Below are 20,167 nucleotides of genomic sequence, written 5' to 3' on the forward strand. Positions count from 1 at the left end.
CAATACCACTAATAGAGACTCATTTTCTTTGGACCCTTTCGCATCTCCTCACAATTTAGATAGAGAATTGCATTCTTTACTTGCACAAGCCTCAAGTAATCTTTGTGATTGGTTTGCTGAATCGGGTAGTCAAGCTCCAATGCCTGACTCCGTTGAATTACCTGATGTTTTTCCAGGGAGAGAAGGCGTCTCTAATAATGTTTTGTTGAGCGAACTTAAATTGATAATGAATGGTTCCTATCGACCATCCCATCCAGGATCGCTTGCTCATTTGGACCCACCCCCTTTATCAGCTTCAATAGTAGGAGAACTGATTTGTGCAGGTTTAAACAATAATCTTTTGGCAGAAGAATTATCGCCCAGCTTGTCATCCTTGGAAAGAAACCTTTGCAAATGGTTTTGTCAGAGATTGGGTTTGGGTAATTCGTCTGGAGGTGTGGCAGCTAGCGGAGGAAGTTTAAGTAATTTAATGGCTTTAGTAATGGCAAGAAATATTGCTGGTTTAGAAAGCGATCCTAGTGCTGTCTTTTTTGCTAGTGATGATTGTCATGTTTCATTCTTGAAAGCTCTAAAGATTATGGGTTTAAAAAAGGAATCTCTACAAAAAATTCCTACAGATGAAAATGGTGAATTAAAAATTTCTTGTTTACGTTCAAGTTTAAATAAAATCAAATCTGAAGGGAAGAAATGCTTCGCTGTAGTCGCCACAGCAGGAAGTACTGTTAGAGGAGCTATTGATCCACTGTCTGAAATTGCTCAATTTTGTCAAAAAGAGAAAGTTTGGCTTCATGTTGATGCCGCAATAGGTGGAATTTTTGGTCTATCACCAATTACCTCAGAAATTGTTAATGGGTTAGGTTCCGCTGACTCCTTAACCGTTAACCCACAAAAATTATTGGGAATCACAAAAACTTCTTCTTTGTTACTTGTTGCTAATAAAAACCATCTTGCTTCTACATTTTCAACTGGACTACCTTATGCCGAACCAAGTATCGGTAATGACTTTCATGGAGGAGAACTTGGAATTCAAGGAACTAGATCCGCCGAGTCATTGAAATTGTGGATTGGTTTAAGACAATTGGGCGAAGATGGTATTGATAAAATACTTTTGGAGTCTATTAAAAAAAGATGTTATTTAGAATCATTAATTGATTCGTCAAAATTTAAAATAATATCAGGACCTCTACATCTGTTGGCATTAACACCGTTAAATCATAGTTCTTCTCAAGCTTCCGAATGGTCTATAAAAACTAGAAACGCTTTGTTGGCTAATAAGTTTATGCTCTCTAGGCCAATGTACGAGGATACATATTATTTAAAGGCTGTTATGGGTAACCCTAATACTAAATTTGATGATTTAAAACTTTTAGCTAATCTTATTAATCATTCAATTATTTGATTTTAAAATGAATAATGATTTTTTTAATAAAAAAAATATTTTAGCTTTAACAACAGCATTTATATCAATTTTGATTGGCCTGATTTATTTGGCAATCGTTTTTGCTTTAGACTTTAGAGGTCCAATGAGTCCTCCCCCCTCGGAGGCCTTGATCTCGGTGGTAGTTTTTTGAATTTTTTTTCAACTAAAGGATCAATAACTCTCTCATAAGCCCTGCGAATAAAACTTTTGAAATACTCATCTCTTTTGTTTAAGTTGTAATGATATTCAACAACTTCTTGGATCCCACCATCTCCCCAGTTTTGGTCTTGCTGGAAATAAGTTATAAAACTTGCTCCAGCAACTCTTGTAAGCCAAGATACACTTACTCCTTGAATCACTTTACTAACAACTAATGTTGGAAGTGATAAACTTAATGTGGAGCTTATTAGAGAAACTCCCCCTTTAACTAAACCCATAGTTGCAAGTATTTTACCGACCGAAAATGCTAAGTTTTTTGCTTTTTCTTTTGTGATTTCAACACCATAAATTTTTGCAATTTCAATAACCATTTGTGCATTCACCGCAGCAGCAGCGATCATATCTATAAATGGTAACGGTGTTAATATTAATACTCCGCTACTAAGCCAACCATACTTATCAATACATTTTTTAGCTGATTGACTTCTCTGCTTAACTAATAACCTTTTCCCTTCTTTACCAAGATTACTGCATTGAAGTAATATATTATCTGCTATCAACTCTTCACCTTCTTCATGTAATATATTTGCTAGTCTTCTAATTAAACTATTGACTTCAGGCTCTGGCTGATAAGGTTTTTCTCCAGGGATTGCAATTGTCTGAGGTGATGCTGATGTACAAATAATATCTTTTGATTCAATAAAATCACAACATCTAGAATTAAGAATTTCAATTAATCTTTTTTCCTCATTTTCTCCTCTTAAGTCTATTTTATTCAGAACTAGTAAAAGTCTTTTCCCTAATTTAGATAAAGCTCTAATTGTTCTTGTTTCGGTAGAACGTAAATCACTTTCTATTACTACTAACATTAAATCAGATTTACGTGCTTCTATTAACGCATTCTTTTCCCTTTCTCTTCCTCTTTCACCTGCTTCTAGTATCCCTGGTGTGTCAATTATTTTAATTCCTCTTTTAAGACCTTTGAGCTTGAGCCTATAGGTCTCTTGTGCTTTTGTTGAGCCCATTTCAGGACTAACTTTACCTACTATTCTTTTTAGCAGAGCTCTTATTAATGAGGTTTTGCCACTTGAGCCGATTCCAAAAACTACTAAAATAATATCGCCTCTATCTAATTCTAATGAAACTCTATTTTTTTCATCCATTAGTGCCTTTGCCTTTACTTTGTCGTTAATTAACATGATTAACTGATCAATTGTCTCTAGTGATTTACCTGCAGCCTCTTTCTTGCTTATGAGTGAAAGGTCTAATAATTTTTCCTCCTTTTTATTTTTGAAAATAGGTTGAAGCATTTTTTTTAACCTATCTATTTTTTTTGTATAAATTAAACCACCTATTATAAAAACTGTAATAAATATTGCAGGAATATTTATTAATCTAATTATTGCCCCGATCAAGCCTACAAGGATCAAACTAATGAATACTATGAATATATAAAATATTATTTTTTTTGAATTATAGATTTTCATATGATAACTATCATTATATTTTTTTTGAATACTTTGGACTTGATTTATCTTTAGTTTTGATTATATCAATTATAAAACATAATATAGCAATATTTATTGATATATCTGCTACATTGAAAATAGGAAAATTAATTGGAACTAACTCGAAAAAATCTAGAACATAGCCTTTGAATAATCTATCAATTCCATTGCCTAAAGTCCCACCCAAAAGATATGTAAGTCCAATAAAATTCCAAAAAGATTTTGGTGGAAATTTTAATATAATAACAATTAATATTAATGTAGCTAGAATACTTATGGTAGTAAGAATGTTTGTTGAATTGCTGAAAAGACTAAATGCAGCGCCTTTGTTTTTTACTAGTGTGAAATTTAATAAATTAGGAAAAATAGTTTTTGATCTTTCAAAGCCTAATATACTTAACATTAAAAACTTACTAACTTGATCTAATAAAACAATAAAAAAAGAGTATATAATCATTTTCATTCTTCTACTCTTTAACTGATTCATCTTACTATTAATATAGGTTTTAGTAATATTGATAATAGACTAATTGATATGCATAGTAATAATTGAGTTGGGAAAGGTACAATAGTATTTATCAAAATAAGATCGGATAATTTATCTGACCAATTCCCAAACATTTTACCAAAAATTAGATAAATAATACCTATAAAATGCAAAATGCATAATGATAGTATTGTATAAAGTGAATAATTAATTAAAGTAGCTTTTGAATTTTTTTTAGCTAAAAAACCAGATGTCCAAGCAGCAGGAATAAATCCTAACAAGTAACCAAATTCATGAGTTAAGATATAACCAACACTCCCCCCTCCATGAAAAACGGGTAAATAGAATAAACCTATAATCAGATAGGAAATTGCAGAAATTGTTCCTATTTGAGGTCCGCAAAGCAATGAAGTTAAAAGAAGCCCTTGAATTTGCCAATTGCTATGAAGTGGGATGATTGAGAGAGATAGGTCCTCTTTAGGAAAAATTATAGAGGATGGTAACATTGCGAATATTATGATTAACATTACGCCTGTTATTGCTTTTAACCCGCTGCTAAATTTTTTCAATGAATTTAATGAGCAGATCTCATATATTAATTATTTACAAATTGCTTGATATGTCAATAAGATAATTTAGGGCCATTTAATTATAATGAAATTTTCAATTGGAGAAAAAGTATCCTTACAAGTTCCTCTGCCCTATTTGAAGACAGCAGATTCTATTTCAATTTTAAGACCTCCAGATCTAGTATCTCTTGATGAGGTTGGCGTAATTATTGGTATAAGGTCAAAAGATATATTAGAAGTGAAATTTAGAAGGGGGAATTTCTTGATTCCTTCTGAAAGACTTAAGATTTTAAATGATGGTAACTGAAAATCAAATTACGCTTGCCAGTCTTTACTGATTTTCCGTATAACTTCTTTGTTGCTACAAACGCTAAGCATTGGTTCCTGTAAATATTTATTTGCAGCATATTTGATTTCTTTACTACTAATACTATCAAGGCTTAGTAGTACTTCTTTATCGTGATCTTTTGTTAAACCAATTCCTAAAAGATGTGCTTTATGCTCAGCTCTTTGACTAACACTTTGCAATGAATGGGCCACTTGCCCTCGATATTTTATCTTTACAAGATCTAATTCTTCTGGAGATATTTCACTATTTAGAATTTTTTCCCAACATTCTTTCAGTAACTGGAGAGTTAGAATTGCCTTGTCTTCAGTTGTAGACGCGTGCACAATAAATGGTGCTTGACTCTCTCTAATAGGGTGATAAACTCCTGCTTCATATACTACTCCATGCTTTTCTCTGAGAACCTTAAATAATAAACTTGACATTCCATAGCCTAGGTAACATGATAATAATCTAAGTAAAATGTCAGATTGATTATCATATCTTATTGTTGCTTTGCCTAATAGTAGAATAACTTGATTTGTATTTAATGAGCGTGCACACATACTAGTTTTTTTGTTATCTAGGATTTGAGTTCTAGTAAAACTATTTATCTTTGATATTTTATTTTGATTTGTATAATTTTCATTAATGCCCTTAAAAGCAATTGAATTTTTTATATAATTTTCTACGTTAAAAGGAAACTTTCCTGAAATTACTAAGTTCTTTTTTCTATGAATTAATGAGCTTGCAATTGGCAATATATGTTCTTTATTGAGTTTATTTATATCATTGATTGAACCTAGTGGGTCATGTCCATATGGTCCGTCACGGTATACCATCTTTCTCCAGCCATCAAAAGCTAATTGATAAGTACTTTCTTTTTGTCTTTTAATTGCTTTTATCGTTAAATCTTTTTCTAATTGAATCTGATCTTGCTGAAGTTTAGGTTTCGTAATCATCCAACCAATTAAAGGAAGAAGTTTATAAGCATCACTCTCGATACATTTAAGACTTATTAGAAGACCATCTTCAAATGTATCACAGTTTAAATTTGCACCAGAACCCTCTACAATTTCAGCAATTTGATTATTGTTGTATGGCCCACAACCTCTTAGCATTGTTGAGCTTAGAATTTGATGAATCCCCTTCTGATTTTTTGGATCATTTCTGCTACCATTTTCTATCCATAGTTTTGCGGACATTATATTTTTGCTATTAATTTTGTCTAGGATTATGTTCATATTTATTTCTCAGGTTCGGCAATAAATGTAAATGCATTTTCTGGATTAAATAATGGAAAAATTAATTCATTTAAACGTGAAGTTGTCCAATATGAAATATCATCTATTGATTTTAATACTGATTGGTGTCGTCCCCATAGAGCTTGATTTCCTAAAGTTGAGGCAATTTGAGTGCTCAACTCAAGACCAAAATAAATATTATTTACAACTAATCTTTTAGCACGTTCTAAATCTTTATCAGCAACTAAATACCTGTTTAATTTTTTAAGAATACTATTAACTTCACTTTCGGCAAGTTTAAGATTCTCATTTTGACAACTTATGTCTAGAAGAATTAATCCACCTTCTTCCAGAATTTGTAAATCTATGTCTATTGATTCTATAATTCTTTTTTCTTCTCTTAACTTTTTAACAATAATACTACTTTTACCTTCGCATAAAATTGTGGCAGCAATTTCTGCACCTAAAATTAATATCTGTTCTTTTGCAGGGGGAAGTTTCCAGGCTTTCAGTATTCTTCCTCCCTCAAGCCTAGGGATAGTTTCTTTCTTGTAGCCTCTATTAAAAGTGGTTTTTGTAGAAATATTTGTTTCCTTTGTAATTTTTTTTAATTCATTAAGTTTACTATTGCTAACGATTGAAATAATTTCGTTTGGTAATTCTCCTGCTATAGAAAGTGTACAGTTTCTACCTACATAATGATTTTTATGAAATTGTTTCATTTGTCTAGGATTTATACTTTTTACAGTTTTTTTATCACCCAGTATTGGTTTTGAGTATCTATGTGGCGTTAAGCATCCCTTTAATAATTTCATATAAATAATTTCATCTGGTTGCTCAATATTTTGTGCGATTTCTTCTAAAACTACTTCTTTCTCCACCTCAAATGCTGCTTTTTCAATTTTAGGAAATAATAATAATTCTAATATCAGATTTAGTCCTTGTTCTATCTTCTCTGGTGGTACTAGAACGTGATAATGAACATCGTCCAACCCAGTCGCAGCATTACTACTTCCACCAAGAGATTCAATTCTTAAATCGAATTCGCCTTCTTTAAGGTTTTTACTCCCTTTAAATATCATATGCTCTAAGAAATGTGCCATTCCTTCTTCATCTTCCTTTTCATAAAGACTTCCTCCCTTGCACCAAAAGTCAATACAAGTCAATGTTGATTGTTCTATATCAGCTACGACACAGGTAGCACCATTAGGCAATGACCAGTGATTTACTTTCATCCTTAATATCTTATAGTACGCTAAATCTTTATGCTATCTCAATCCATGCATAAAATATCTATGATTTTAAATGAGATTGTTCAAATCTTTTAAATTATAAAAGATTTTTTTAATAGTTATCTATTTTGTATGTCTAATTTTTATTTATAATTGAATTATCCTTGTTTACTTGTTTTTTCTTTTTATTCTTTTTCTAAATTCAATCATTGAACCCTTGCACCTTAGTTAACTCTACTTTGCATAAAAAAATCTCTTGTCAGGCCTTCTTTTTTCCTTAATAATCATATAATATTGTTTGAGAATATTTCTGAATAAAACTTCTCTATGATTCTTATCCATCCCTTTTAGTTTGAGTTATTAGTTTTGAAGTCAGTATTTTGCACTCGTAGTAAATTGAATCCTCTTTTGTTTGAAGCTTTCGAACTTATCAAGAACAAAATCATTTCGTTGACTGATGTTCAACCTCTAAATATTGACTCTAAGTCCAAAAGGATTTATGCCAATCTAAATAAGGAGGAATTATTTATCAGTAACGAGTTTTATCAAGCAAAAGGATTTAGAAAAATTCATTTGGAGGTCGCAAAGCTTGGCAAAAAATTGGAAATACTTCACTGTGTCTTTTTCCCTGATCCATGCTTTGAACTTCCAATATTTGGCGCTGATTTGGTAGTTAATTCAAATAATATTTCTGCCGCCATTGTTGACTTGTCACCTGTGGGGGAGAACTTACCTGATTACCTTGTGTCTCAAATGAGATCATTACAAATTCCTGAATTTAACGAACCTGGGAAGCTGCCTAAGTGGGGATGTATCTTCTCTCCATATGTTTGCTTTATTCGTCCTGTTGATTTGTTCGAAGAAAAATTATTTTTAAAACTCATTGACCAATATCTGTCACTACTATTATCTTTATTGGTTAGCGGCAAGGAAGACGTAATCGATTCGTCAGATACAATTAATAGACTTAATTATCAAAAAAGATATTGCTCTAATCAAAAACTTAATGATAAGACCAGAGCTATTCTAACTAAATTTTTCGGTTCATCTTGGGCAGATGAATACATTAACAAAATTCTTTTTGAATGTTAATTATGTTTAAATACGCATCTTTGAAAATTTTCTATTTTATTGGTATAACACCCTTGTGCATGCTTTTAATTAGTGGATGTAATAATAAAGATTTAGAAGTAAATCAAACTCTTATGAATAATGAAGTCGTTGATAGAATTGAAGGTGTGGCAGCATTAGGTCAATTAAATCCTTTTGGAGAAATAAGAAAATTAGCAGCTCCAACCAGTGGAAAGGGTGGCACTCCAAGATTATCTAAATTATTAGTTCGAGAGGGTGACTCTATTATTAAGGATCAAATCTTAGCTGTTTTTGATAATCGTCCGAAACTTGAAGCTGACTTGAAATCTGCACAAGCAAATTTAAATATATTAATCAATGAAATCCGGATAAAAAATAGGGAAATCAATAGATATCAATCTCTGGTAGATAAAGGCGCAGTTGCGTTGATTGTTTTAGATAAGATGAAAGATGATTTGTTCATTTCTGAGACTAGAATTTCAAAGCTTCAATCTGCCATAGATGCAATAAACGTCGATTTAGAGCAAACACAATTAAAAAGTCCAATTGATGGGATTGTGCTTCAAATCTTGATTCGTGAGGGAGAGAGGCCAAATTCTTCTGGTGTAATTAATGTTGGCGCTAATCAATTAATGGAAGCTCTTATTGAAGTCTATGAATCCGATATAGACAGAGTTCAAGTGGGTCAGTCTGTTGATTTAATTAGTGAGAATGGAGGCTTTAATGGATCTTTAAGAGGTCAAGTTAGTTTGATTAGCCCACAAGTCAGGCAAAGAAGAGTGCTTGCAACTGATCCAACCGGCGATGCTGACTCAAGAATTATCGAGGTCAGAGTCAAACTTGATAATGCATCTGCTCAAAAAGTTTCTCATTTAACTGGAATGAAAGTCATTGCTCGTTTTCAGCCCTAGTGGAAATAAATAATCTTTTTAAAAAAAGGAAAATACCTCTTGCCTGGCTTTTGCTGACAAGACAACCTTTAAGGATATTGGTGGCTATTGCAGGAATAGCATTTGCTGGGATTTTGATGTTTATGCAACTAGGTTTTAGAGATGGATTGTTTGACGCAAGTGTTACTGTTCATAAGTTATTTGATGCAGATTTGGTATTAATTAGTCCTCGCTCAAAAAGTTCAATAAGTATGAGTGGTTTTCCTCGAAGAAGATTAATTCAAGCAATGGCCCATAAGGACGTTACTGGAACAACCGCTGTTAATTGGAATTTTCTCCTTTGGCGAAATCCTGAAAATTTATCCACAAGATCTATTCTTGCTTTAGGTTTTGAGCCAAGTAAGCCATTATTAATTGATTCTGATTTTGAAAGGAAGGCAGAAACTTTAAAAAATAAAGGAAGAGTTTTATTTGATGATCTTTCTAGGGATGAGTTTGGCCCAATCTCTAAATGGTTTAAAGCAGGGCGTTTAGTTGAAACTGAAGTTGCAGGAAAAAGAGTTAGAGTTTCTGGAATAGTTAGTTTAGGTCCTTCCTTTGGTGCAGATGGGAATTTAATAACAAGCAGTGAGACATACTTAGAACTATCTCCAGGTAATCCCAAAGGAAGTATTGAAATCGGTTTAGTAAGGTTAAAGAAGGGTTCTAATATTGAAAAGGTGGTTCGCTCATTGAATTTAAGTTTACCTAGTGACGTTAAAGTTATGTCTTTAAAATCATTTATAGATTTTGAAAAGAATTATTGGAAAAGTAGTACATCGATTGGATTTATTTTTACATTAGGTGCTGCAATGGGATTTATTGTTGGTTGTGTAATTGTTTATCAAATTCTTTATAGTGATGTTAGTGATCATTTGCCTGAATATGCAACATTAATGGCTATGGGATATAATTTAAAAAGCCTTTTAGGAGTAGTGGCTAGAGAAGGATTAATCTTATCAATAATTGGATATATTCCTGCTTATGTTTCAGGTCAAGCTTTATATGCTTTAGTTAGATCATCAACTAAATTACCTGTTGAAATGAGTTTTAGCAGAGCATCAATTATATTTTGCTTAATACTTTTTATGTGTATGGGATCAGCATTAGCAGCCATGAAGAAATTGGCAGATGCTGATCCTGCTGAAATATTTTAATGAATAATCTAATGCTTAATTTAAATAATTCATGAAAAATATTAACAACAATACTTTAAAAATTGTTGCTTTGAATCATTGGTATGGTCATGGAGAAATGAGAAGGCATGTCCTTCAGTCTGTCTCAATGGAAATTTCTCCTGGTGAGGTTGTTTTACTGACAGGACCCTCAGGATGTGGAAAGACTACTCTTTTAACTTTGATTGGAGCTCTTCGTAAAGTTCAAGATGGCGACCTTAAAGTGTTTGGTAAACAACTTTTTGGAGCGAGCAGGAAAACTAGGCAGAATCTTAGAAAAAATATTGGAATGATTTTCCAGGGACATAATCTTTTGAGATGTCTTACCGCTGAGCAAAATGTTCAAATGGGAGCCGACCTTTTAAATGGATTTTCATACAAGGCTCGTAGAGCTCAGGCAAGAGAGTGGCTGAGAGCTGTTGGATTAGAGGACCACTTATCTAAGCTGCCTCATGACTTATCAGGTGGGCAAAAACAACGAGTTGCAATTGCCAGAGCTCTTGCGGCTAGACCAAAATTACTATTAGCGGATGAACCCACATCTGCATTGGATAGTTCAACTGGTAGAGAAATAGTTGATTTGTTGAAAAAATTAGCTTCAGAACAATCTTGCTCAGTGTTGATGGTTACTCATGATTCGAGAATATTGGATGTAGCAGATCGTCTTTTGCGAATGGAAGATGGCCAAATATTGCCCTCAGTTTAGTAAATTGGTTAGATATAAAAAAATTGTAGGAATCTAGTATGTCCAAAAGACGAAATCTTAAGAAAGAGAAGCAAGAGAGAAATCGAGCTTATGCCAGGAAATTTAAGAAACGTAAGCTTCGTAATGATGGCAGAGGAGAAGGAGCAGGTAATGGTGTTACTGGAACTGCAAATAACGGTGGGGCTGCCGATTAATAAACCCCTATTCAAATCAGATAATCAATTTTTAAATACTTTATTTTAAAGTGTTTAAAGACAATATTTTTGATTTTATTTTTTAATTAAAGATGTTAGTAAGCGTTGTTATACCCACCTACAACAGACTTCCGATACTAAAAAAGTGTCTAGATGCATTAGAAAAACAATTTTTAAATAATGAAATTCAAAATTTTGAAATTGTCATAGTCGATGATGGATCAACAGATGGGACGGTTGATTGGTTGAGAAATAATGCTGAGACTTATCCTCATTCTAGACTTTTTGAACAATCTCATGGAGGGCCAGCTTTAGGAAGAAATCTTGGAGTTGAAAAGTCAAGAGGAGACCTAATTGTTTTTATAGACAGTGATCTTGTTGTTGATAGATATTTTCTAATGTGCCATGTTGATGCTCTGTTAAAAGCTTGGAAAAAACTTGGTAATAGAAAATGTTTTACCTATGGATCTGTCATAAATACTTCTAATTTTAATAATCCAAATTCTGAGCCTTTTAAACTTCGAGACTTGTCCTGGGCCTACTTTGCTACTGGAAATGTTGCTATTGATAAAAAGGTTTTAGAAAAATCAGGCCTTTTTGACACATCTTTTCGACTATATGGTTGGGAAGATTTGGAATTAGGGGAAAGATTAAGAAATATGGGCGTTAAACTTATCAAATGTCCAAGAGCTATTGGATTTCATTGGCATCCAGCATTAGCTCTTGATCAAATTCCTCATTTGATTCGAATTGAAAAAGAGAGATCAAAAATGGGATTAGTTTTTTATCGTAAGCATCCAACTTTGAGAGTGAAATTTATAATTCAATACACTTTCTTTCATCGTTGCTTGTGGGAACTTTTAACTTTAGGCGGACTTATTAACACAAAGACACTCAGACCTCTTTTGGCTTTTCTAATCAATAATGGTAGATCTGGTTTGGCTATGGAATTGTTAAGACTGCCTCTTAATTTGATTGGAGTGAGACAAATTTTTAGAGAAGCATCATTATTGGGACTTCGGTGAGCAATCGTTTGTTAGAATTATCATTGCAAACTAAAAACCGCACACCTGACTGTTTCGGGTGATAAAAAATATTGATTTCTTAATCACTATTTAATTTATCCCTGTTGGGTGGAGGCGAACCCGGAACTTACAAAAAAAATGGCTGTAGTTTCTCTTTCAGAGATGATGGAAGCTGGTGCTCACTTCGGGCATCAGACAAGAAGATGGAACCCCAAGATGTCCCGCTACATCTACTCCGCTCGCAATGGTGTTCATATCATTGATCTAGTCAAGACCGCTGTTTGTATGAATAGTGCTTATAAATGGACTAGGGGAGCTGCAAGAAGTGGTAAAAGATTCCTTTTTGTAGGAACTAAAAAACAAGCTTCTGAAGTCGTTGCTCAAGAAGCCATTAGATGTGGAGCATCCTACGTTAATCAAAGGTGGCTTGGAGGGATGCTTACAAATTGGACAACAATGAAAGCGAGAATCGATCGACTAAAAGATCTTGAAAGAATGGAATCAAGTGGTGCTATTGCAATGCGCCCAAAGAAAGAGGGTGCCGTTTTACGAAGAGAATTAGAACGATTACAAAAATATCTTGGTGGACTAAAAGGAATGAGACGTCTACCTGATGTTGTAGTTTTAGTAGATCAGAGGCGGGAAACAAATGCTGTTCTAGAGGCTAGAAAGCTTGATATCCCACTAGTGTCAATGCTTGATACTAATTGCGATCCCGATCTATGCGAAATCCCCATACCATGTAATGATGATGCAGTTCGATCCGTTCAACTCGTTTTGGGCAGATTAGCTGATGCTATAAATGAAGGGAGACATGGCACTAATGAGTAGCTAATATACTTGTGTTATAAATTTTTAACTTAATCTAATTCTTTACTACACCTACATAAAATGGCGGAGATAACAGCAAAACTCGTTAAAGAACTTCGAGACAAAACATCTGCTGGAATGATGGATTGTAAGAAAGCCCTAATTGAGAACAAGGGTGATATGGAAAAATCTATTGAATGGTTAAGACAAAAAGGTATAGCCAGTGCTGAAAAGAAATCAGGTAGAGTCGCCGCCGAGGGAGCTGTCGGTAGTTACATCCATACAGGCTCTCGTGTTGGTGTCCTTTTAGAGTTGAACTGTGAGACAGACTTTGTAGCTAGAGGAGATTTATTCCAAGGTCTTTTGAGAGATCTTTCAATGCAAATAGCCGCTTGTCCAAGTGTTGAGTATGTAAGCGTCGATCAAATTCCAGAAGCTATTGCAAGCAAGGAGAAGGAAATTGAGATGGGAAGAGATGACCTCTCAGGTAAGCCTGATCAAATAAAAGAAAAAATTGTAGAAGGACGAATAGGAAAGAGATTAAAAGAGATGGCTCTTTTAGAACAACCATTCATAAAGGACAGTTCAATAAATGTTGAAGAGCTTGTAAAACAAGTTGCTGGTAAAATAGGAGAGAACATAAAGGTTCGTAGATTTACTAGATACACTCTTGGCGAGGGGATTGATGTTAAAGAGTCTGATTTTGCAGAAGAGGTTGCATCAATGACCTCTGATTAATTTTGTCTAAAAAAAAGTATTGTTTGGATTCTAAGTTTGATCCTTTAGATCAAATAGGTTTATTAAAGGAAAAATGTAATAACATATCGCCCATTATTTATAGAGTTACTTCTGTGTATCTTGAGGAGCTGAGAAAATTGCTACCTCAAACTATAAGAACCACATTATTCTCTCTAATCACTGATCGGCCTGGAGATGATTTTGGTTTCTCAACATTTAATTCAAGAAAGCTATTTCAGTTGAAAATTGACAAATTAGTTTCGGATAATATTTCTCTCATAACAATTGAACACTTAATCGAGTTGGCCAAGAAAATTGATCAAGAAAATATTCGTCATTTAAATAATGTTAAAGATGAAATGTCAAATGCACTAAATTTGAAAAATGATTCTGAAAAATCCGAGTCATTTAGCAATGTTAATTCAATTCATATAAGTTCAATACCGCCATTGGAAAATTTATCAATTATTGAAGGTTGGAATGGTGAATTAAAAGCTCCATATGCTATTGATAATAAAGAAATTTATATGAAAAGTACAAAATCTGAAAATGAGTTTCGAAGTAAAAATACAAATAAGGATTATAAGCAATTAAAAGAAGATGAAAAGATTACTGATACTTTTAATTTAAAAAGTAAAGATATTGAAGTTTTGCAGTCAATATTTGCATTGTCCGATGAATCTAATTCAACTGATTTTGATTCCAACAAAAGGGATTCTTCTCATGACTCCGATGATGTTATAAGCAATAGGTTTCTTCCACAATCACCAATTGGACTATATGAGTGGATTATTTCTATAGATACAGCTTTGATTCGAAGATTGCGTGACCTATCAGATTCCATTAACACTGAGCTTTTAAAATCAGGTATTGTAAATACCCTGATACCAATAAATATTTTAGATGCGGCTTTGTCTGGTCAATTAATTTCTTCTAAATCTGTATCCAATATTCTTACTTTTAAATTGCCAACCAATAATCCATTAGTTCCTTCTGGAGGATTAGATATTGATTGCTTGCTAATTACTCCCTCGGATATGGAATTTGATAATCCAAGACTTAGAAAAAATAGAACTAACATTAAACATTATCAAAATGTACTTTTAGGTATGATTAAACAGCAACGTTATTGGCAAGGTCGCTCATTAGCAGAAGAGGTTAATAAAGAATGGTGGAAGGACACAACCAAAATTTAAGTAGTAATGATTCAATACCTACTCCTGGTAGCAAATCAGTTGAACTAGTAACATGGGTTCGACCTTTACAACAAGCATTAACAGTTGAAGTTGATCACGGTTGTAATAATATTCAAGGTAGAACTAATAAATTTTCTAATTTTGTAATTGGGTATTTATTAAACTTCCCTTCTATAATTGTTCCAGAATCTGATCTTTCTAAATTAAAGAAATTAGCTCTGGATTATGAAAAATATCCATCTTTGTCCATTGATGAAAGGCGAAGAATTATAGTCAAGACAAGACAGACTCTTCATAATCTATATACATATCAAGAAAACAAAGAGAAAACAGAGCCAAAAAAATTAAAAATAAGAAGTGTGTATGATTCTGTTGGGTCTACGAGAAGTTCTTCGACTGATTTATTAAATTTAAAAAGTTCGATTTCAGCCGTTAAGGGTGTTGGACCAAAACAAGCTGAAAGATTGTCTAGACTAGGCCTTTTTCTAATTCGTGATCTCTTAAATTATTTCCCTCGTGATTATGTTGATTACACCTCTTTGAAAACTATAGATAAAACTCAAGCAGGTCAGAATGTAACGATCGTCGCTAAAGTTATACGATGCAGTTCATTTAAAAGTCCTAAAAATCCAAATCTTTCTATTCTTGAACTGTTTTTAAAAGATAGGACAGGAGGAATTAAAGTTACAAGATTTTTTGCAGGTAGTCGTGGTAGGAGTATTGCCTATGCAAAATCTCAACAAAGTTTGTATACTTTTGGTTCGACTGTTGCGGTAAGTGGGCTAGTTAAAGAAAGTAAATATGGCAAATCATTAAACGATCCTTTGATAGAAATTATTGATTGTCCTAACAGTTATTTGAAATCTAGAACTATTGGTCAGATATTCCCTATTTATTCTTTAACTGAAGGTGTTACTGCCGACAAATTTAGAGCTCTAATCCAGTCTATTCTTTATTTAACATCTGAGATTAAGGACCCACTTCCTAAAGACACAGTAAATAGACTAGATCTACTGACTAAGAAAGAAGCTTTTTTTCATATTCATAACCCTGAGAATGCAAAAATTTTAGCTAAAGCAAAGAGAAGAATTGTATTCGAAGAGTTTCTGTTATTGCAGTTAAGTCTGCTTTTAAGACGTGATCAGCATAAGAAACGTAATTCTCCTCAACTAAGTATTGAACTCAGTAGTAATAGCCTTGTAAGGAAATTCTTGAGTATTCTGCCTTTCTCTCTAACAAATGCCCAAACAAGAGTTTTGGAGGAAATTGAATCAGACATAGTCAAAGCTGAGCCAATGTCTCGATTATTACAAGGCGATGTTGGTAGTGGGAAGACCGTCATCGCGATAGCAGCACTACTCAGTGCCGTTCAATCTGGATGGCAAGGTGCTCTTATGGCACCCACCGAGGTGCTTGCTACTCAACACTATCAAACACTAAGTAAATGGATCCCTCAACTTGAGGTTAACGTAGATTTGTTGACTGGTTCTACAGCCAAGTCTCGACGTAAACAAATTTTCACAGATTTAGTAAATGGTTCTACTAAGATTCTGGTAGGAACACATGCAATATTTGAAGACAAAGTCATCTTTGAACGACTTGGTCTTGTCGTCGTAGATGAGCAGCATCGCTTTGGTGTTAAACAGAGGAACAGACTTTTGAATAAAGGTTTGCAACCTCACTTGCTTACGATGACGGCTACGCCTATTCCGAGAACACTTGCACTTACTTTGCATGGAGATCTCGATGTTAGTCAATTAGATGAGCTTCCACCTGGTCGAACTCCTATAGATACTAAGCTGATCACACCAAAAGAAAAGAATTATGCATATGAATTAATCAGGACTGAAATTAATAAAGGACATCAAATTTATGTTGTTCTACCTTTGATTGAAGAATCTGAAAAACTTGAAATTAGTTCGGCAATTGATGTACATTATCAGTTGTCTACAGAAGTTTTTCCAGATTTTGTTGTTGACTTACTTCATGGCAAAATGAAGAGTGTTAAAAAGCAAGAGGTCATACAGAATTTTATCAACAAAAAATGTGACATACTGGTTTCTACTACGGTTATAGAAGTAGGTGTTGACGTGCCAAATGCAAGTGTAATGCTAATTGAGGATTCTGATCGTTTTGGTCTTGCTCAATTACATCAATTAAGGGGTCGAGTTGGAAGGGGAGCCTCCAAGTCATATTGTCTCCTGAGTCATCAAAATAAAAATAAAACATCTCGACAAAGATTGGAAGTTCTAGCTAATTCCAATGACGGATTTGAAATTTCAGAAATTGACTTGCGTTTTCGCGGGCCTGGACAAGTTTTAGGTACAAAACAATCAGGTTTACCTGATTTTGCACTGGCATCATTAGCTGATGATGCTGACGTGCTTGAGCTTGCGCGCAATGAGGCTCGTCAGATTTTAGATAACGATTCTGAGCTTAAAAACAACTCTATACTTCGGTTGTTAATAAAAGAACAGTGGGACAAACTTAAAATAGCTAATAAACTAAATTAATATTTTGGTTAAATAACTATTGAATTTATTTAATTTTAAAGTTATAATTTAATAAAATTTTTACAAAAACGAGATTTTTTATTTACATTTTCTACAAATTATCAAGATGAAACCTTGGAGTAATTTAAAAATAAATGAATGTAAAGAGCCTTTAATTTCTATTCCACAATCAATATTTCGATTAACGCCTCATCCTTATATGTCTTTAGGTGCTCCATATTTGACTGGCTCAGATCCATGGGTTTTACGTAGTAGTGTTTTAAGAAGATTGATGCAAGCACAACAATATCTTTCAGAGATTAATCCTCAATTACAGTTGGCTTTGTTTGATGCTTGGAGGCCTATTTCTGTTCAAAGATTTATGTTTGATTACACCATACAAGAAATTTGTAGGTCAAGAGGAATTGATATTAATAATATCTCTGATAATGTAGACATAACTAATATAGTTTCTGAAGTAGCTCAGTTCTGGGCGAAACCGTCATATGATCCCCTTACGCCTCCTCCTCATAGTACTGGTGGCGCGATTGATTTGACTCTAGCTGATATGACAGGAAAAACACTAGATCTTGGCGGGGAAATTGATTTTATTGGAGCTGAATCATCACCTGACTTTTATAAGAAAAACTATTCCAGGAGTCCTGGTTGCAAGCATCAAGTTTTTCAATATAGAAGGTCTCTTTTATTTGCAGTTATGGAAAGGGCTGGATTTGTTCAACATCCAAACGAATGGTGGCATTTTAGCTATGGAGATCAATTGTGGTCTTGGTTAAGTAAGAAAGGGCATGCTATTTATGGAGCTGCACTTGAAGTTAGTAAAGACATTACCATTTCAGAACCAAGTTTAGTCACATGATCTCCAAGACTTGATGAGGTGCCAGTATCTTTCCAGCTAAGGAATAAAGGCTCTAATGTTTTCTCTAATTCATTGATAGGCATTTTTTGCAAATAAGGAGTCGCCAATCTTTTTAAATTAGTACTACCACCAAGCCATAGTTGATATTGATTTAAACCACTACCAACCAGAGCTAATTCTGCCATGTATGGGCGAGCACATCCATTTGGACAGCCTGTAACTCTTACTAATATTGACTTACTGATCTCTAATCTTTTTAATTGATTGTTCAATCGCTCTAGGAGATCTGGTAAAAATCTCTCTGCTTCAGTCATCGCAAGTCCACATAATGGTAGGGCTGGACAAGCCATTGCATGTCTAGCTATTGGGTCAGGGCTTTCTGGATTATTAAAACCAATATTAATCAGATCATTATTTACACTGACTTTTTGATAATTACCAATGTTACACAATAGTAAATCTTGGTTGGGAGTTAAACGTACATCCAATGCATATTTTTCAACTATATTTCTTAACTCTTTCTTTGTTCCTCCATTTAGCCTACCTGATAATAGTGGTAGACCAACAAACCATAATTTCTCAGATTGTCTATGCCACCCTAGATAATCTTCAAGTTTTGTATCCCCTTCGTCCCTTAAGGTGCCAATCTTTTTTGTGAAATATTTTTTTGTTAACTGTTTTTTAAACCAATCGACACCCATGTCATGTAGAACATATTTAAGCCTAGAATGTCTTCTTGTTTTTCTATCTCCATAATCTCTTTGAAGTGCGAGAATAGATTGAACAAGTTCTAGGATGTATTCCCCTTCTACAAAACCAATTGGATCTGCTATCCTCGCAAATGTCGTATCTAAATTGTGTGTTCTACCCATACCTCCTCCTACGTAGACATTACATCCTTCTAGTATTCCTTTTGAATTCGTGAACGTCACTAGACCTATATCATGGGTAAGGATATCCACAGAGTTATCTCCTGGCACTGTAGTTGCACATTTGAATTTTCTTGGTAAGTAGGTTGCACCATATAAAGGTTCATTTTGGTCCCCACTAAAAACACCCGAATTTTGTTGTAGCTTCCTTTTCTTTTTGACTTCAGAAGATGGCTTAATAGCATATTTCATCTCGCCATCAACCCATAAATCAAGGTATGTTTTCTCAGCTTTTTGGGGCGATAAAATATCGGCAATATCATTAGCTAATTTTCTAGCAGCAGGGTAAGATCCCTTTTCGTACGGTGCCGCTGGAGCCATTACATTTCTATTGACGTCTCCACAGGCCGCTAGGGTAGATCCCATTGACTGCACTATCGTTCCGATTACTTCTTTAATATTCCCTTTTTTTATTCCATGCATTTGAAAGCATTGCCGAGTAGTAGCTCTAAGCGTTTTGTTACCTAGTCGATCAGAGAGATCATCTAAGGCAACAAAAAGTGGACCTGGGACAAAACCAGCTGGATTTCTTAGCCTTAGCATCATTTGCCAGTCTTTGCCTGTGCCTCCTCTCTTTCTATGTTCCCGATCATCTTGTTGATAACTACCATGAAATTTTAAAAGTTGTACTGCGTCGTTCGTAAAGTGATCGCTGTCGTTTGATAATTCACTTTGTAGAGGTTCTTGTAAGTAATTACTATCGGCTTTAAATTGTTCAAATTTCGCTCGGGGAGAATTATTTGCTATGCAGGGAGAAGGAACAGTTTTTTCTATTCCTCGATCATTTTTACTTTCCTGTTCTTCAAAATTCATCAGAGCCTCTATAGCTGCATTACTAAATCCAGCCTCTTTCAAGTCTTTTTCTATGTTTTTTTGAGATTCATTTGAATTACTATTTTTGACAGCCTCAAGTTTTATTCCCTTGGGTAAGGATTTGTTTATCTGTTTTGCCTCTTCTTCTCTGAGCTTTTCATCAAATTTTTCTTGAATAGCTTTTTCTGCTGAGCTTATGTTCTCCTCGGCTTCCTCTTTTGTGTTACCAATTTTTTTTACTACATCA

General features: G+C 33.9%; 19 protein-coding genes. 13 read left to right on the top strand and 6 right to left on the bottom strand.

All coding sequences use genetic code 11. The annotated features are described in order from the left end of the window. Positions 1-28 precede the first annotated feature (28 nt). A complete protein-coding gene (locus AC6EIY_RS00780) occupies positions 29-1,399 on the top strand; it encodes a pyridoxal phosphate-dependent decarboxylase family protein (RefSeq protein ID WP_498507058.1) in 1,371 nt (456 codons plus the stop codon). A gap of 113 nt (positions 1,400-1,512) precedes the next feature. Here AC6EIY_RS00780 and AC6EIY_RS00785 read toward each other — a convergent pair whose 3' ends face one another. The 3 genes from AC6EIY_RS00785 to AC6EIY_RS00795 all read right to left on the bottom strand — a co-directional run bounded on the left by AC6EIY_RS00785 (position 1,513) and on the right by AC6EIY_RS00795 (position 4,143). Next, positions 1,513-2,994 (bottom strand): DUF697 domain-containing protein, encoded by a 1,482-nt coding sequence (locus tag AC6EIY_RS00785; RefSeq protein ID WP_498507059.1) that lies wholly within the window; start codon positions 2,992-2,994, stop codon positions 1,513-1,515. Positions 2,995-3,079: 85 nt separating this feature from the next. Beyond that, positions 3,080-3,544, bottom strand: a complete 465-nt coding sequence (lspA, locus tag AC6EIY_RS00790) for a signal peptidase II (RefSeq protein ID WP_498507060.1) — start codon at positions 3,542-3,544, stop codon at positions 3,080-3,082. A gap of 26 nt (positions 3,545-3,570) precedes the next feature. Then, complete coding sequence (locus AC6EIY_RS00795) at positions 3,571-4,143, bottom strand: biotin transporter BioY (protein ID WP_498507061.1); 573 nt, start codon at positions 4,141-4,143, stop codon at positions 3,571-3,573. Positions 4,144-4,228: 85 nt separating this feature from the next. Between AC6EIY_RS00795 and AC6EIY_RS00800 the strand changes: the two genes are divergently transcribed. Continuing rightward, positions 4,229-4,450, top strand: coding sequence for an NAD(P)H dehydrogenase assembly family protein (locus AC6EIY_RS00800; RefSeq protein ID WP_498507062.1), 222 nt, complete (start codon positions 4,229-4,231; stop codon positions 4,448-4,450). A gap of 8 nt (positions 4,451-4,458) precedes the next feature. On the opposite strand, the gene AC6EIY_RS00805 is transcribed toward AC6EIY_RS00800, so the two are convergent. Continuing rightward, complete coding sequence (locus AC6EIY_RS00805; RefSeq protein ID WP_498507063.1) at positions 4,459-5,673, bottom strand: M16 family metallopeptidase; 1,215 nt, start codon at positions 5,671-5,673, stop codon at positions 4,459-4,461. Between the two features lie 41 nt (positions 5,674-5,714). Further along, positions 5,715-6,947, bottom strand: coding sequence for a M16 family metallopeptidase (locus AC6EIY_RS00810; protein WP_498507064.1), 1,233 nt, complete (start codon positions 6,945-6,947; stop codon positions 5,715-5,717). Between the two features lie 405 nt (positions 6,948-7,352). Here AC6EIY_RS00810 and AC6EIY_RS00815 point away from each other — a divergent pair, with 405 nt between their 5' ends. The 11 genes from AC6EIY_RS00815 to AC6EIY_RS00865 all read left to right on the top strand — a co-directional run bounded on the left by AC6EIY_RS00815 (position 7,353) and on the right by AC6EIY_RS00865 (position 18,178). Then, entirely contained in the window at positions 7,353-8,036 is a 684-nt protein-coding gene (locus AC6EIY_RS00815; protein WP_498507065.1) for a phycocyanobilin:ferredoxin oxidoreductase, read from the top strand. After that, a complete protein-coding gene (locus AC6EIY_RS00820; protein ID WP_498507066.1) occupies positions 8,030-8,947 on the top strand; it encodes a lipid ABC transporter permease in 918 nt (305 codons plus the stop codon). The genes AC6EIY_RS00815 and AC6EIY_RS00820 overlap by 7 nt, the downstream gene beginning before the upstream one ends. Beyond that, the gene (gene devC / locus AC6EIY_RS00825; RefSeq protein ID WP_498507067.1) at positions 8,947-10,122 is read left to right on the top strand and encodes an ABC transporter permease DevC; all 1,176 of its coding nucleotides are present in this window, start codon (positions 8,947-8,949) and stop codon (positions 10,120-10,122) included. The genes AC6EIY_RS00820 and devC overlap by 1 nt, the downstream gene beginning before the upstream one ends. Before the next feature lie 31 nt (positions 10,123-10,153). After that, on the top strand, positions 10,154-10,846 hold the full coding sequence (locus tag AC6EIY_RS00830) for a DevA family ABC transporter ATP-binding protein (RefSeq protein ID WP_498507068.1): 693 nt from the start codon (positions 10,154-10,156) through the stop codon (positions 10,844-10,846). 38 nt (positions 10,847-10,884) lie between these two features. Then, a complete protein-coding gene (locus tag AC6EIY_RS00835) occupies positions 10,885-11,040 on the top strand; it encodes an Asl3888 family RNA-binding protein (protein WP_011293689.1) in 156 nt (51 codons plus the stop codon). A gap of 92 nt (positions 11,041-11,132) precedes the next feature. Next, positions 11,133-12,065, top strand: coding sequence for a glycosyltransferase family 2 protein (locus AC6EIY_RS00840; protein ID WP_498507069.1), 933 nt, complete (start codon positions 11,133-11,135; stop codon positions 12,063-12,065). 138 nt (positions 12,066-12,203) lie between these two features. Continuing rightward, positions 12,204-12,896 (top strand): 30S ribosomal protein S2, encoded by a 693-nt coding sequence (gene rpsB, locus AC6EIY_RS00845; RefSeq protein ID WP_413390230.1) that lies wholly within the window; start codon positions 12,204-12,206, stop codon positions 12,894-12,896. A gap of 60 nt (positions 12,897-12,956) precedes the next feature. Next, a complete protein-coding gene (gene tsf / locus AC6EIY_RS00850; RefSeq protein ID WP_498507070.1) occupies positions 12,957-13,613 on the top strand; it encodes a translation elongation factor Ts in 657 nt (218 codons plus the stop codon). Positions 13,614-13,636: 23 nt separating this feature from the next. Beyond that, positions 13,637-14,809, top strand: a complete 1,173-nt coding sequence (locus AC6EIY_RS00855; RefSeq protein WP_498507071.1) for an adenylate cyclase — start codon at positions 13,637-13,639, stop codon at positions 14,807-14,809. Next, positions 14,782-17,322, top strand: coding sequence for an ATP-dependent DNA helicase RecG (gene recG, locus AC6EIY_RS00860; RefSeq protein WP_498507072.1), 2,541 nt, complete (start codon positions 14,782-14,784; stop codon positions 17,320-17,322). Before AC6EIY_RS00855 ends, recG begins: the two co-directional genes overlap by 28 nt. Before the next feature lie 106 nt (positions 17,323-17,428). Continuing rightward, positions 17,429-18,178, top strand: coding sequence for a M15 family metallopeptidase (locus AC6EIY_RS00865; RefSeq protein ID WP_498507073.1), 750 nt, complete (start codon positions 17,429-17,431; stop codon positions 18,176-18,178). On the opposite strand, the gene AC6EIY_RS00870 is transcribed toward AC6EIY_RS00865, so the two are convergent. After that, complete coding sequence (locus AC6EIY_RS00870; RefSeq protein ID WP_498508130.1) at positions 18,115-19,920, bottom strand: NADPH-dependent assimilatory sulfite reductase hemoprotein subunit; 1,806 nt, start codon at positions 19,918-19,920, stop codon at positions 18,115-18,117. The genes AC6EIY_RS00865 and AC6EIY_RS00870 overlap by 64 nt on opposite strands. Positions 19,921-20,167: the final 247 nt, after the last annotated feature.

The sequence above is a fragment of the Prochlorococcus sp. MIT2304 genome, assembly GCF_059772405.1.